General features: G+C 72.8%; 12 protein-coding genes. 9 read left to right on the forward strand and 3 right to left on the reverse strand.

Annotated features, from left to right (window positions below; genetic code table 11):
* Positions 1-228: 228 nt before the first annotated feature.
* Positions 229-1,596, reverse strand: coding sequence for an L-serine ammonia-lyase (locus AB0D08_RS28045; RefSeq protein WP_359892721.1), 1,368 nt, complete (start codon positions 1,594-1,596; stop codon positions 229-231).
* Between the two features lie 242 nt (positions 1,597-1,838).
* Between AB0D08_RS28045 and AB0D08_RS28050 the strand changes: the two genes are divergently transcribed.
* From AB0D08_RS28050 to AB0D08_RS28075, 6 genes are all read left to right on the forward strand, one after another.
* Positions 1,839-2,816: a helix-turn-helix domain-containing protein gene (locus AB0D08_RS28050; protein WP_359892723.1), complete on the forward strand. Its 978-nt coding sequence runs from the start codon at positions 1,839-1,841 to the stop codon at positions 2,814-2,816.
* A 291-nt stretch (positions 2,817-3,107) separates the two neighbouring features.
* On the forward strand, positions 3,108-4,370 hold the full coding sequence (locus AB0D08_RS28055) for a S8 family peptidase (protein WP_359892726.1): 1,263 nt from the start codon (positions 3,108-3,110) through the stop codon (positions 4,368-4,370).
* A gap of 33 nt (positions 4,371-4,403) precedes the next feature.
* A complete protein-coding gene (locus tag AB0D08_RS28060; protein ID WP_359892727.1) occupies positions 4,404-5,300 on the forward strand; it encodes an alkaline phosphatase family protein in 897 nt (298 codons plus the stop codon).
* Positions 5,301-5,302: 2 nt separating this feature from the next.
* Positions 5,303-6,589 carry an MFS transporter gene (locus tag AB0D08_RS28065; protein WP_359892729.1) on the forward strand — a complete coding sequence of 429 codons (1,287 nt, stop codon included), beginning with the start codon at positions 5,303-5,305 and terminating at the stop codon, positions 6,587-6,589.
* A 36-nt stretch (positions 6,590-6,625) separates the two neighbouring features.
* Positions 6,626-7,648 carry a TolB-like translocation protein gene (locus AB0D08_RS28070; protein ID WP_359892732.1) on the forward strand — a complete coding sequence of 341 codons (1,023 nt, stop codon included), beginning with the start codon at positions 6,626-6,628 and terminating at the stop codon, positions 7,646-7,648.
* Between the two features lie 442 nt (positions 7,649-8,090).
* The gene (locus tag AB0D08_RS28075) at positions 8,091-8,273 is read left to right on the forward strand and encodes a hypothetical protein (protein WP_359892733.1); all 183 of its coding nucleotides are present in this window, start codon (positions 8,091-8,093) and stop codon (positions 8,271-8,273) included.
* A 136-nt stretch (positions 8,274-8,409) separates the two neighbouring features.
* Here the strand turns inward: AB0D08_RS28075 and AB0D08_RS28080 are convergent, their stop codons facing one another.
* Complete coding sequence (locus AB0D08_RS28080) at positions 8,410-9,375, reverse strand: TetR/AcrR family transcriptional regulator C-terminal domain-containing protein (RefSeq protein WP_359892736.1); 966 nt, start codon at positions 9,373-9,375, stop codon at positions 8,410-8,412.
* 125 nt (positions 9,376-9,500) lie between these two features.
* Between AB0D08_RS28080 and AB0D08_RS28085 the strand changes: the two genes are divergently transcribed.
* Positions 9,501-10,706 (forward strand): FAD-dependent monooxygenase, encoded by a 1,206-nt coding sequence (locus AB0D08_RS28085; RefSeq protein ID WP_359892739.1) that lies wholly within the window; start codon positions 9,501-9,503, stop codon positions 10,704-10,706.
* Positions 10,707-11,149: 443 nt separating this feature from the next.
* On the opposite strand, the gene AB0D08_RS28090 is transcribed toward AB0D08_RS28085, so the two are convergent.
* On the reverse strand, positions 11,150-11,770 hold the full coding sequence (locus tag AB0D08_RS28090; protein WP_359892753.1) for a TetR/AcrR family transcriptional regulator: 621 nt from the start codon (positions 11,768-11,770) through the stop codon (positions 11,150-11,152).
* Between the two features lie 188 nt (positions 11,771-11,958).
* On the opposite strand from AB0D08_RS28090, the gene AB0D08_RS28095 reads away from it, so the two are divergent.
* On the forward strand, positions 11,959-12,690 hold the full coding sequence (locus tag AB0D08_RS28095) for a hypothetical protein (protein ID WP_359892742.1): 732 nt from the start codon (positions 11,959-11,961) through the stop codon (positions 12,688-12,690).
* A 175-nt stretch (positions 12,691-12,865) separates the two neighbouring features.
* Entirely contained in the window at positions 12,866-13,351 is a 486-nt protein-coding gene (locus AB0D08_RS28100) for a cupin domain-containing protein (RefSeq protein WP_359892744.1), read from the forward strand.
* Positions 13,352-13,601 lie beyond the last annotated feature (250 nt).

Consider the following 13,601-nt stretch of genomic DNA (forward strand, 5'->3'; position numbering starts at 1 on the left):
ACCGCCTACGGACCCAACTGGCGCTCCTCGCGGCCATCTCCGCCTGCCGCACCTCGCCTACCGGTCCAACGGTCGTGATCCGGACGCCCCTCGGGACGCCACCGAGGTCGGCGAGGTCGCGAAGGCTTGGAGAGCGTCGAAGGAGGTGAGGCGGACAAGCATCGCTGTGCCCCGGCGAGCCGGTGCGAGCCGGTGCGGGCCGAGGCAGTACGAGAGGGCGGCCAATGGTCAGCACTGGGCGAAGCTGAGGGCGAGGCCGCCGCGGGCGGTCTCCTTGTACTTGGTGCTCATATCGGCGCCGGTGTCGCGCATGGCGCGGATCGCAGCGTCGAGCGGGACCAGGTGGGTGCCGTCGCCGTGGAGGGAGAGCCGGGCGGCGGTGATGGCCTTGAGGCTGCCGATGGCGTTGCGTTCGATGCAGGGGATCTGGACCAGTCCGGCGACCGGGTCGCAGGTCAGGCCGAGGTGGTGTTCGAGGGCGATCTCGGCGGCGTTCTCGACCTGGCCGGGGGTGCCGCCGAGGAGTTCGGTCAGTCCGGCGGCGGCCATGGCGGCGGCGGTGCCGATCTCGCCCTGGCAACCGACCTCGGCGCCGGAGATGGAGGCATTGCGCTTGACGATGCTGCCGATGGCGGCGGCGGCGAGCAGGAAGCGGACGGTGTGGTCGTCGTCGGCGCCGGGGACGCACCGGTGGTAGTGGAGCAGGACGGCGGGAACGATGCCCGCGGCGCCGTTGGTGGGGGCGGTGACGACGCGGCCGCCGGCGGCGTTCTCCTCGTTGACGGCGAGGGCGTGGAGCGCGACCCAGTCCATGGCGTGCAGCGGGTCTGCGGTGTCGCGGTGCCGGGTGAGGCGGCGGTGGAGCGCGGGGGCGCGGCGAGGGACGTTCAGGCCGCCGGGCAGGACGCCTTCGGTGCGGCAACCGCGTTCGACGCAGCCGCGCATGACGTCCCACAGGTGCAGGAGCCGGGCGCGGACCTCGCTCTCGGGCCGTCGGGCGCATTCGTTGGCGAGCATCAGGTCGCTGATCCGGCCGTCCCCGGCGAGCTGGAGGAGTTGGTCGGCGTCGTCGAACGGGTGGGGGACGTCGGCCGGCTCGCCGGTGTCCTCGCCGAGCAGGAAGCCGCCGCCGACGGAGTGGAAGGTGCGGCTGTCCAGGGCGTCGCCGTCCCGGTCGAGGGCGGTGAGGGTCAGCGCGTTGGGGTGGGCGGGCAGGGTCCGATCGGGATGCAGGAGCAGGGTGTGGCGGACGGCGCGTGCGCCCGGCAGCGGGACGCGGCCCTCGGCGGTGTAGCGGCGGAAGCGTTCGTCGGCGGTGGCGATGTCGACGGTCCCGGGTTCCTCGCCGGCGAGTCCGAGCAGGACGGCCTTGTCGGTGCCGTGTCCGGTGCAGGTGGCGGCCAGCGAGCCGAAAAGCTCGACCTCGACGGCGGCGACGCGGGCCAGCAGGCCGTCCCCCTCGAGTCCGCGGACGAACCGGCGGGCGGCGCGCATCGGGCCCACAGTGTGGGAGCTGGACGGGCCGATGCCGACGCGGAACAGGTCGAACACGCTGATCAAGGGGGACTCCTGGGGAGCGGCGGTGGTGGTGGCCACCGGTCTACCGTCGGCCGGGCGGGCCCGGTGGCACACCGCGGCCACTGGCGAGGACGGGCGTGGGGCGCCCGGGCCGGTCGCACTGTCGATCTCGGCGGTGAGTGTTCGGGTCTGACACTTACTCGCCGGTATGTGCCACGATGCGCCGAAAGCGGCTCCCGGTACGCATCGACGGGACCCGGCGCGTCCCGTGCTGCCGCCGGTGTGTCCGGAGCGGGCCGCCTTCACGGGGAGGAACGCCGATGGCCGACGAGGACCTGCCGACACACCTGTGCCGTCTGGGGCTGACCCGCCGCGAGGCGGAGGTCTACGTGGCGCTGCTCGCCACCGGATCCGGGGACACCGGACACCCGCCCGACGAGCCGGAGCCCGACAGCGAGGCGCACCTCGCGCACCTGCGCCGGATCGGACTGGTCACCGTCTCGGACGTCGGTGGGCTCCACCGGCACGTACCCGTGGAGCCCACCGTCGCGCTGGAGTTCCTGGCGCACAGCCGCAGCGCGGAGCTGCGCGAGGCCCAGCAGGCGGCCGCCAACGCCTACCGCGGGTACCGGCGTTCGGTGAGCCCGCATCCCACCGACAACCTGGTGGAGGTGGTCACCGGCGACTCGATCATCGAGCGGATCGAGACCATCGAGGAGGCGGCCGAGAGCGAGGTGCTGCGCTTCGACTCACCGCCGTACCACACCCACGGCTCCGCCAATCCGGTCGAGATCGAGAACCTGAGGCAGGGCGTGGAGTACCGGGTCGTGTACTCCAGATCGGCGGTGCAGAACGCGGCGTACTACGCGGTGAACATCCAGCCGTCCATCGCCGCGGGGGAGCAGGCCCGGATCCTGCCGACCGTGCCGGTGAAGCTGACGGTCTTCGACCGGCGGCTGGCCATCGTGTCGATGTCGTTCGTCGAGGCCGAGGTCAACGACTCGCTGCTGCTGGTCCATCCGTCCAGCCTGCTGTCCGCGCTCACCGGGCTGTTCGAGACCTCGTGGCGGGCGGCGCTGCCGATGCACCTGGGGGAGCGGGTGCCGTCGGCGCTCAGCCCGATCCACCGGCGGATCGTCGAACTGCTCGCCACCGGTGTCACCGACGACACCATCGCCGAGCTGCTGGGCGTCAGCCGCCGCACCCTCTCCCGTCACCTCGAGCAGCTCAACTCCCGGGCGGGTTCGGTCACTCGCTTCCAGATGGCGCTGCACGCCGCCCGCAACGGCTGGATCTGACCTGGTCACGGACGGTTCCCGGGGGTCCGGGAACCGCTCCTTCGCCATACCCGGAGCGGTCCGGGCGCCGCTGCCCGCGAGACCTCCCTGGCCAGACCGCGCCACTGGCGGAAAGTGGCTTCCGGTGGCGTTTCTCTGACGGTAACTCTGTTGTCCGGCCCGCCGCCGGAGTGGAGTGATCGCCCACCCCACGGCGATGCCCCGGTCGACGGCCCGGAAGCCGCCGCCGGTACCCGCTCCCGATCCCCGAGTCGGCGGACTCCCGCCGCACACTCCCCCCGAGGAGTCACCGTGTCCCTGTACCGCGCACGCCGCCATGCCCGCAGGAGGAAACTCACCACCGTGGCCGTCGGCGCCGCCGCGGCCGCCGCCGTGGTCATCAACCCGGCGAGCGCCAGTCAACGGGCCGCCGAGGAGGTCCGCACGCCCGGCGACCGGATAGCCGGCCGCTACCTGGTGGTGTTCAAGGACGACACCGCACCGGGCACGGCGGCCCCGGACACCGCCGTCGCGTCCGTCGCCGACCGGCTGACGCACACCTACGGCGGCACCGTCCGCACCGTCTTCGACACCGCGCTGCACGGCTACGCCGCCGAGATGACCCCGGCCCAGGCACGGCGGGTGGCGTCCGACCCGGCGGTCGCCTCGGTGGAGCAGGACAGCACCCAGCACCTGGACGCCGCACCGGAGGCCGCGCAGGCGGCGTCGGTGGCCAGCTGGGGCCTGGACCGGATCGACCAGCGAAACCTTCCGCTGGACAACAGCTACACCGCGCCGAACAGTGCCTCCAACGTCACCGTCTACCTGGTCGACAGCGGACTGCGCACCACCCACAGCCAGTTCGGCGGCCGGGCCGCCATCGGGGTGGACCTGGTCGGCGACGGCCGCAACGGCGCCGACTGCCTCGGCCACGGCACCCACGTCGCGGGCACGGTCGGCGGCAAGGACTACGGCGTGGCCAAGGGCGTGCGGCTGGTCTCCGTGCGGGTCACCCCCTGCAACGACTCCATCCCCACCTCCTCCATCGTCTCCGCCGCCGACTGGATCACCAAGCAAGCCGTCAAGCCCGCCGTGGTCAACATGAGCATCAACGGCGGCGTCAGCTCCGCCGAGGACAAGGCGATCCGCAACTCCATCGCCTCCGGCGTCACCTGGGTGGTCTCCTCCGGCAACAGCAACGCCGACGCGTGCAAGAACTCGCCCGGTGACATCGCCGAGGCCGTCGTCGTGAACAACTCCACCTCCGACGACCAGCGGCGCTCGGACTCCAACTGGGGCTCGTGTACCGACCTGTTCGCCCCTGGCACCGGCATCACGTCGGCCTGGAACACCGGGGACAACGACAGCCACAACCTGACCGGCACCTCGATGGCCGCGCCGCACGTCACCGGCGCCGCGGCGCTCTACCTGTCGGCCCACCCCACGGCCACCCCCGCCCAGGTCCAGGACGCGCTGATCAAGGCTGCCACCACCGGCAAGATCGGCAGCGCCGGCACCAACACCCCCAACCGGCTCCTCTACGTCAAGAGCCTGGGCGACAACCCCACCAAGTGACCCCCCGACCACCACCCGACCCAGGAGGAAACCGTGTCCAACCCCACCACCGGCCGCCACCGCCGCAGCCGCAAGAAGATCGCCCTCGCCGTCGCCGTGCCCACGGCCGTGGCGGGCGGCCTCGCCACCACCCTGGTGGGCATCGGCTCGGCCTCGGCGTCGACCACGATGCCGAAGCCGGACCACGTGGTCGTGGTCATGATGGAGAACCACGCGTACAAGCAGATCATCGGCAGCAGCGACGCGCCGTACCTGAACTCGCTCGCCACGGGCGGCGCCGTCCTCAAGGCCTCGTACGGCATCACCCATCCCAGCCAGCCCAACTACTTCGCCGTCTTCTCCGGCAGCACCCAGGGCATCACCGACGACAGCTGCTACAAGGTCGGCTCGATGACCGCCGCCAACCTGGCCTCCGAGGTGATCGCGGCCGGCAGGAGCTGGGGCAGCTACAACGAGTCGCTTCCCAGCGAGGGCTCCACCACCTGCAAGAGCGGCAAGTACGCCCAGAAGCACAGCCCCTGGTTCGCGTTCAAGAACGTGCCCACCGCCACCGGCCACACGTTCGCGCAGTTCCCGGGCGACTTCACCGAGCTGCCCGCGGTCTCCTTCGTCACCCCCAACCTCTGCTCCGACATGCACGACTGCAGCGTGGGCACCGGCGACAGCTGGATCAAGAGCAACCTCGGCGCGTACGCGAACTGGGCCAGGACCCACAACAGCCTGCTGATCGTCACCTACGACGAGGACGACAAGCAGAGCGGCAACCAGATCCCCACCGTGCTGTACGGACAGCCCGTCAAGGCCGGCAGTGCACCGACCACCACGTACAACCACTACGACATGCTCCGCACCCTGGAGGACCTCGCCGGGACCGGCAAGCACGCCGGCAAGGCCGCCAACGCCACCGACATCGCCGGCGTCTGGAACTGACCGTGTACCTCGCGGACAGCCGACGCCCCGCGGCGTCCGCCGCCGCCCCGGCCCCCGGGCCGGGGCGGTCCGCGCGGATCGCCCCCGCCGTCCTCGCCCTCGGGACGGTCAGTCTGATCACCGACGTCTCCTCCGAGATGGTCACCGCCATCCTGCCGCTCTACCTGGTCGCCGCCCTCGGCGTCTCCCCGCTCGGCTTCGGTGTCCTGGACGGCGTCTTCAGCGGCGCCTCCGCCACCCTGCGCCTGCTCGGCGGCCTCCTCGGCGACCGGGGCGGCGGCCGCCACAAGGCTGTCGCCGCTGCCGGCTACGGCCTCTCCGCGGTCTGCCGGCCGGCCCTGCTGTTGGTCCGCACCGCGCCGCTGATCGGCCTCGTCCTCGCCGCCGACCGGGTCGGCAAGGGCCTGCGCACCGCACCCCGCGACGCCATGATCTCGCTCGCCACCCCGCCCGAACGGCGCGGCCGCGCCTTCGGCGTCCACCGGGCGATGGACACCGTCGGCGCACTCGGCGGCCCCCTGCTCGCCTTCCTCATCCTGCGCACTTCCCCCGGCGGCTACCGCGCCGTCTTCACCGTCAGCTCGTACGTCGCCGCCCTCGGCGTGCTCGTCCTGGTACTCCTCGTCCCCGGCCACAGCCTCCGCCCCACCCTGCGGGCCCGCGGACCGCGCCTGCGGCTCGGCGCACTGCTCCGCCTGCCCGCCCTGCGCCGGATCACCGCCTGCGCCGCCCTGCTCGGACTCGCCACCGTCAGCGACTCCTTCCTCTACCTGCTGCTGCAGCGCCGCCTCCACCTCCCCGCGAGCTGGTTCCCGTTGCTGCCGCTCGGCACCGCCGCCGTCTACCTGCTGCTCGCCGTCCCGCTCGGCGCGCTCGCCGACCGGATCGGACGCCGGCGCGCATTCGTGCTCGGACACGCCGCCCTGCTCACCGGCTACGGACTGCTGCTCGCCCTCCCGGGCGGCGGCCTCCCGATCGCCGCCGCGGTCCTGCTCCTGCACGGACTCTTCTACGCCGCCACCGACGGCACCCTGGCCGCCGCCACGGCCGGCGCGGTCCCCGAGGAGCGGCGCGGCGCCGGCCTCGCCCTGGTCGGCACCGGCCAGGCCGCCGGGCGGTTCCTCTGCTCGCTCGCGGTCGGCGCACTGTGGACCCGGTGGGGCGACACCACCGCCCTGGCCGTGATGGCCGCCGCCCTCACCGCCGCCGTCACCAGCGCCGTCCGCCTGCTGGGCCGCGTCACCGGCGACCCGGAGCGGGCGACCGCCGACCGCCCTGCCACCCACTGATCCCCGTCCCCCGATGACCGGAAGAGGCCCCCGCGCATGACCTTCGGCCGCCGCCTCCTCGTCCTGCTGGCTGCCGCCGCCCTGCTCCTCGGGGCCGGTGTCTGGACCGTCCTGCGTGCCGGGGACCCGGCCCGGGGCGGCGACCGGGCGGGGGACGGGCCGCCGGCCAGGGCGGGCGCCGTCACCCTCGGGCCGCACAGCGACGGGCCGCGGCTGGTCTTCCGCAGCCTGACCTGGGGCTCCCGGCGCGACCACCTCGCCGCGGTCCCGCTCGCCGACCCCGCCGCGGCCCGGACGGTGGCGACGCCCGCCTGCCTGCGCTTCCACGCCGCCGCCGGCACCGGAATCTGCCTGCAGGCCGTCCACGGCGTCCTGCAGGACACCTACCGCGCGGTCGTCCTCGACCCGGACCTGAACGAGCGGCGCCACTACGACCTGGCCGGCATCCCCACCCGAGCCCGGGTGTCGCCGTCGGGCCACCTCGTCGCCTGGACGGTCTTCGTCGGCGGCGACTCCTACGCCGGCACCGACTTCTCCACCCGCACCTCGATCCTCGACACCCGCACCTGGACGCTGCAGGACGACCTGGAGAGCTACGCCATGACCCTCGACGGCCACCCCTACCACGCCGCCGACACCAACGTCTGGGGCGTCACCTTCGCCGACGACGAGCACTTCTACGCCACCCTCGCCACCGGCGGGCACACCTGGCTGGTCGCCGGCGACGCCGTCGCCCGCACCCTCACCACCCTGCACGGCAACGTCGAATGCCCTTCCCTGTCGCCCGACGGCTCGCGCGTCGCCTACAAGAAGCGGGTCCACGGACTGCCCGACGACGCCCCCTGGCGGCTGTACGTCCTCGACCTTGCGACCATGACCGAGACCGCGACCGCGGAGCAGCGGACAATCGACGACCAGGCCCTGTGGCTCGACGACCGCACCCTCGCCTACGCCCTCCCGGGCGACGACGGCAGCGACCTGTGGGCCGTCCTCGCCGACGGCACCGGCAGCCCGGCCCTGCTCGCCGCCGCCGCGCTCGCCCCCGCCGTCGTCCGGTGACCCGGCGCACGGCCGGACAAGAGGGGGATTCGCGATGACCGGACTGGACCACACCGCCGTGCTGGCCGAGGTCGAGGCCGACGCGGCCGCCCCCGGCAAGTCGTCGAAGAAGCCGGCGGGGGCAGCCGATCCGGCACCGGGCCCCGGCCCCCGGCCCGGGACTCCGCCTCACGTCGTTGTGCCGGATCGACGGGGTATGGGGATGGCTCTGGGACGGGGGGTACCACTGGCGGCTGGACCCCGGCGGGCCGTTCGTCGAGACGGAAGGCTGGGCCGACCGGCAGAGGGCGGCCCTGCGCGCCGCCGGATACGAGCCCGCTCCCCGCGATGAGGACGACGACTACCTGCACGACTACCGCCCCGTCTTCGGCGACGCCGGTGAGGAGGCCTGGTACCTGGAACGCGGCCGGGGGCGATCCTCATCAGCGACAACGGCTGCGGGATGACCGGCTGGCTCATCATCGTCGGCCCGCACCGCGGGGAGCTGCGCGACCGGGACTGTGCGACCAACCCGCCCTTCGAGCCGTACCTCGACGCGAAAGGCAACCCCCACACTTTCCGCACCTGGTACCTCGAATGGCTCGAGCAGCGTGAGAGCGCAGAGCCGGGCGCGGTGGACCGATGAGGGCCTCGCGAGCCGGTTGGGGGCGGGTGACACGCGGCGTGTCCGGACGGTGGTCCTGGGTGGCGCCGGGTCCGAGGTCCCGCTGCTCCTGCCGTTGGAAGCCCAGGCCGGAAGGTCGCTCGGCAATCGGTCGCGATCACTTCTCACAGGTCGTGGGCGGGTGTCCCGTGCCGTCGGGGGAGTTCGGCCGGGCGTTGGCGGCGGCGATCAGGGCTGCCAGGCCGTCGAGGTGGCGGTCCAGCCCGAAGGTGAACAGGGATTCGCCGGACAGATCCAGGTCGGGGTCGGTGCGGGCGGCGGTGAACGCCGGGAAGGTGCCGTCCGACAGCAGCGCGGCCATCCGGGCCTCCTGGACCTGCATCCACTGGTCGCCGGTGATGCCGCTGGCCCGACCTGCCTCCTGCTCCGCCGCGAGGTCGACCGCGCAGCCCCGGACGAATCCGAAGAGCGAGACTGCCGCGTGCATCCGGGTGCTGGCGTCGAGACCGAGGCCCTCCAGGGCCGCCAGAGCCTCCTCGACGTGGCGCATGCCGTTGGGGGCGAGCAGCGGGCGGGCGAGGTTCATCGCGGCCGCCAGCCAGGGGTGCTCCTGGTAGAGCCGCCACTGGGCCCGGGCCGAGAGTTCCAGGCGGGATCGCCAGCCGGACGGGGCCGGGGTGGGCGGGTGCGCCTGTGCGTAGGCCGCGTCGACCATCAGCGCGAGGAGCTGGTCCCGGTTCTGCACGTGCCGGTACAGCGACATCGCCGAGGTGCCGAGTTCGGCGGCCAGCCGCCGCATGGTGAGCGCGGCCGCCCCCTCCGCGTCGGCGATTGCGATCCCCGCCCGCACCAGGCGCCGGCGCGCAGTCGACTCTTGCGCCGGCCCGTCCGTCCGCGGCGTACGGGGGACGGCGCAGACCACGGTGCCCACCCCGGGCACCCCTCGGACCAGACCCTCCTGCCGCAGGGCGGCCAGTGCCTTGGTCGCCGTGGCCATGGCGACTCCCCACCTCTGGGTGAGCGCCCGCGTGGAGGGCACCCGGTCGCCCGGGCGCAGCTCGCCCGTCTCGATGCGGTGCCGCAGTTCGGCGGCGATCCTGGCGTACGGCGGCTGTGCGGACATGAGGCACTCCTTGGTGTACTAGTACATGAAGCCTAGTGTACTAGGATTCCTTCCTCGATTCTGCACTTCACATGGGGATCGGCTGTCCATACGTTGTACGCATCGACCTGAGAGAGGAACCCGAGATGACCACGACCACGAGCGCCCGCACCGTGCTGATCTCCGGCGCCAGCGTGGCCGGCCCCGCCCTCGCCTACTGGCTGCGCCGCCACGGCTTCGCCCCCACCGTGGTGGAGCGCGCCGAATCGGTGCGCGAGGGCGGCTACGCGGTGGACTTCCGCGGAGAGGCGCTGGACGTGCTGGATCGGATGGGCCTGCTGGAGCGCATCCGCGAACTGGACACCGAGATGGGCGACGCGGCGATGGTGGACGCCGAGGGCCGCCAGTACGCCACCCTGCCCGCCGTGATCTTCGCGGGTGACCTGGAGGTCCTCAAGGGCGATCTGACCAGGATGCTGCACGAGGCCACCCGCGACGACGTCGAGTATGTCTTCGGGGACTCCATCGCGAGCCTGACCGAGGACGAGTACGGCGTCGAGGTCACCTTCGAGCGCGGCGCCCCCCGCCGCTTCGACCTGGTCGTCGGCGCCGACGGTCTGCACTCGCGGACCCGGGCACTGGCCTTCGGCCCCGAGGAGCGGTTCGTCCGTCACCTCGGCATCTACACCGCCATCTTCAGCCTGGACAACTACCTCGGCCTCAAGAACACCGGCCGACTCTACGCCGCCCCGGGTAAGGCCGCCAACATCTTCACCGCCCGCGCCAACACCGAGGCCCGCGCCGCCTTCCACCTCGCAGCCGAGCACCTGGAGTACGACCGCCACGACCGTGCCGGGCAGCAGCGGATCATCGCCGAACACTTCGCCGACGACGGCTGGGAGATCCCGCGCCTGCTGCACGAGATGGCGCAGGCACCGGACTTCTTCTTCGACGCAAACGCCCAGGTGGAGATGGACAGCTGGTCCAAGGGGCGCATCGCGCTGCTCGGCGACGCCGGCTACTGCGCCGGCCCGACCTCCGGCCGCGGCACCTCGCAGGCCTTGATCGGGGCCTACGTCCTGGCCGGTGAACTCGCCGCGTCCGCAGGCGACCACACCACAGCCTTCGCCGCGTACGAGCGCGAGATGCGCGGCTACGTGACGGAGCACCAGACCGTGGGGCGGGAGGGCGCGGAGCGGTTCTTCATGCCCGCGCCCACCCAGGAGATCCTGGACATGCTGGCCGCCCAGGCACCCGAGAACACCCGCACCACCCCGATCCGGCTGCGCGACTACGCCGCACCGTCGTCGCCCGAGCCGGCGGCGGTCGCAGCGGCCGTGGGCGCCGTCTGACGCGCAGAGTCCGACGCATGTTCGGTTTGAGTACGGACCGTCGGACTCCACGCCAACGCCGCCCAGCACATCCCCGGCCCGATACGCCTGGAACTCGACTTCGACGGCACCGCGGTGCGCCTCACGGTGACCGGCCCCCTGGCGGCCCCGCCCCGTCCGGGGTCCCACGGGCCGGACGGCGGCCACGGCCACGGCATGTTCATCGTCCGGCGCGTCGTGTCCTTCCGGGGTCACCGTTCGGGCGGGACGGGCAAGGAGGTCTGGGCCGAGTTCACCGCGTGAGGGCCGGCGCCTCGCAGCGGCCCGCCCGGGAGGGGCCCCGCCGTACCCGCATCCGCCCCGGCGTCGAGAGCCTGCGCGGGCGCGGGGACACCACGCGGCAGGTGCCGCTGCTCCTAGTGGGGGAGTGGTGGTCCGGGCGCGGTGGGCGTCGGCGCGGCCGTTCAGGGGTGGTCGATGAGGTGGGTGACGCCGTCGAGGATGCGGTCGAGGCCGAAGTCGAGCGGGTCGCCGTCCCCCGGGGGGGCGAAGGCGCCGGCCGCGATGGCGGCGGCGAGCGCGGGGGAGCGGTGCCCGTGGCGCTCCAGCACCTCACCGGCCAGCCGGTTCCACTCCTCGTCCGCGTGGACGAGCCGCTGGGCGAGGCTTCGGATGCGGCCGATCACCAGCAGGACGGTGTCGTGCTGCTGCACGGCCGTGAGCCCGGCCGGGGCGAGGGCGGACAGCGCGGAGTCGAGCCGGGTGAGCCGGTTGGGGCCCGTGAGCTGTCGGCGCATGGCGGTGGTGGTCGGGATCCACGGGTGGCGGCGGTAGAGCGCCCAGCACTGACGGGCCCATTCGGTGAGCCCGGCGCGCCACCCGTCCGCCTCGGCGACGGCCTCGGAGAGCGCGCCGAGGGCCGTGTCGACCATCAGGTCGGTCAGTTCGGCCTTGCCGGGGAAGTACCGGTACAGCGCCGTGGGGGTGACGCCCGGGTCGGCGGCGACGCGCTGCATGGAGACCACGTCCAGGCCCTCCGCGTCGGCGATGACGGTGGCACCGGCGACGATGCGTTCGGCGGTCAGTGAGGGCTTCGGACCGCGCCGCGGCTGCTCCTGCTTTCCCTACAGCAGCGCGAGGCTCGCCTTCGGGTCGCGCTTCTACTCCTTGCCCGCCCTGCTCCCGGTCATGCGGGCCCCGTTGATGCGTCGACGGTCACTCAGAAACCGTTGAACGAAAATGCGTAGCCGATACACAATTCAGGGGAGTAGCCGTGATCAGCGTCGTTCTCATCGCCTCCGCCGCCACCCTCCTCGCGCCCGTCGCCGGCGCCCTCGGCCACCGCCGGCTCAAGCCGGCCGCCGGCGCCCGGCTGATGCGGATCGATGCGCCCGACGGCATCGACGAGCAGGGCTTCGTACGCATCGGGGGGATCGAGCAGTGGATCCCGGTCCGCGGCGAGGACCGCGACAACCCGGTCGTGCTGGAGATCCACGGCGGCCCCGGAGCCTCCAACGCCATCCACGGACCGCGCACCCGGCCCCGGGAGGAGCACCTCACGATCGTCCGCTGGGACATGCGCGGCACCGGCAAGACCCTCCGCCGCTCCGGCCCCGACCACCAGGGCGAACGCAGCTTCGCCCGGGTGGTCCTGAAGTCGCTCTGGTTCTCACCTCTGCACTCGCTCGGCGAACTCGGCGCCCTCGGCAGGGGCATGAAGCTCTCCGAGCAGATCCTCCCCGCCACCGCCGGCTTCGACGACTGGGCCGACGGCACCGACTTCGACCTGCCGTTCTTCATCCTCCAGGGCGAGCGGGGCGTCCTCACCCCCGCCGACCGCGCCGAGCGGTTCCTCGACGACGTACGGGCCCCGCACAAGGAGTTCGCGCTGATCGAGGGCGCGAGCCACTTCGCCTCCTTCCGCCACCCCGAGCAGTTCCTGCACCTCATGCTGACCAAGGTCCGCCCGCTGGTCACGAACCACGAACGGGCCGGGGCCCGGTGACGGGGCCGAGGACGGCGGCCCGGGCCCCTCCGGCCGCGGCTGATTGGCCCATGATTATCCATCAGGAATGAACCATTTCATGGGCCTTTTCCCGCCGTAGAGTTGTGAACACAAGGCCGGGACGGAACACCGGAACGGCCGCTGAACAGGGGAGACACCGCCAATGAGCACCAACATGCCGAAGCCCGTTCTGACCCGTGCCGCCGAGGCGGAGACGACCAGTGACCCGAGCAGCACGATGACCCTGCTGGCCGACTCCGGCACAGACGGCAGCCCGATCACCAGCTACCGCTCCACGTTCGCCAAGGGCGCGGTCGGGGCCCCGGCCCACTTCCACACCCGGGCCTCGGAGCTGTTCTTCGTGATCGGCGGTGCGCTCCAGGTCCTGGTGGACGACGAGATCAAGACCCTCGACGAGGGCGACTTCCTGCTCGTCCCCCCGCACACCCCCCACGCCTTCGCCGCAGCCCCGGGCTGCGAGGCCGACGTGCTCTTCACCTTCACACCCGGCATGCCGCGCTTCGACTACCTGCGCCTGCTCGGCCGGGTGATGCGCGGGGAGGCGAGCCCGCAGGAGATCAAGGACTCCTCCGAGCTGTACGACAACCACTACGTCGACAGCCCGCTCTGGCGCGCCACCCTGGAGACGGCCGCCGAATAGGCCCGGCTGCGCGCCGAGAACCCGGACACCGACGCCTCCCATCCGGTCACGGTCTGCGCCATCGTGGTCGTACGGGGCGTCCGACCTGATGTCCGCGTCGCCCGGCCGGCCACGACCCCCGCTGCCCCTCCGCGGGCCGCCGCCTGCCTTGTCGGTGGTTCCTGTGATACTCGGTGCTGGCCGGCCCTGTGCGTCGCCGCCGTCCGGCGGGGCCGACGGGACAGGGCCGGCGGCAGGTCGTCCAGGTCGC

Source organism: Kitasatospora sp. NPDC048540 (assembly GCF_040651175.1).
GTDB lineage: Bacteria > Actinomycetota > Actinomycetes > Streptomycetales > Streptomycetaceae > Kitasatospora.

Coding starts and splice junctions, on each gene's coding strand:
- AB0D08_RS28050 (WP_359892723.1), top strand. CDS start 1,839: ATGGCCGACGAGGACCTGCCGACACACCTGTGCCGTCTGGGGCTGACC.
- AB0D08_RS28070 (WP_359892732.1), top strand. CDS start 6,626: ATGACCTTCGGCCGCCGCCTCCTCGTCCTGCTGGCTGCCGCCGCCCTG.
- AB0D08_RS28075 (WP_359892733.1), top strand. CDS start 8,091: ATGACCGGCTGGCTCATCATCGTCGGCCCGCACCGCGGGGAGCTGCGC.
- AB0D08_RS28080 (WP_359892736.1), bottom strand. CDS start 9,375: ATGTCCGCACAGCCGCCGTACGCCAGGATCGCCGCCGAACTGCGGCAC.
- AB0D08_RS28085 (WP_359892739.1), top strand. CDS start 9,501: ATGACCACGACCACGAGCGCCCGCACCGTGCTGATCTCCGGCGCCAGC.
- AB0D08_RS28100 (WP_359892744.1), top strand. CDS start 12,866: ATGCCGAAGCCCGTTCTGACCCGTGCCGCCGAGGCGGAGACGACCAGT.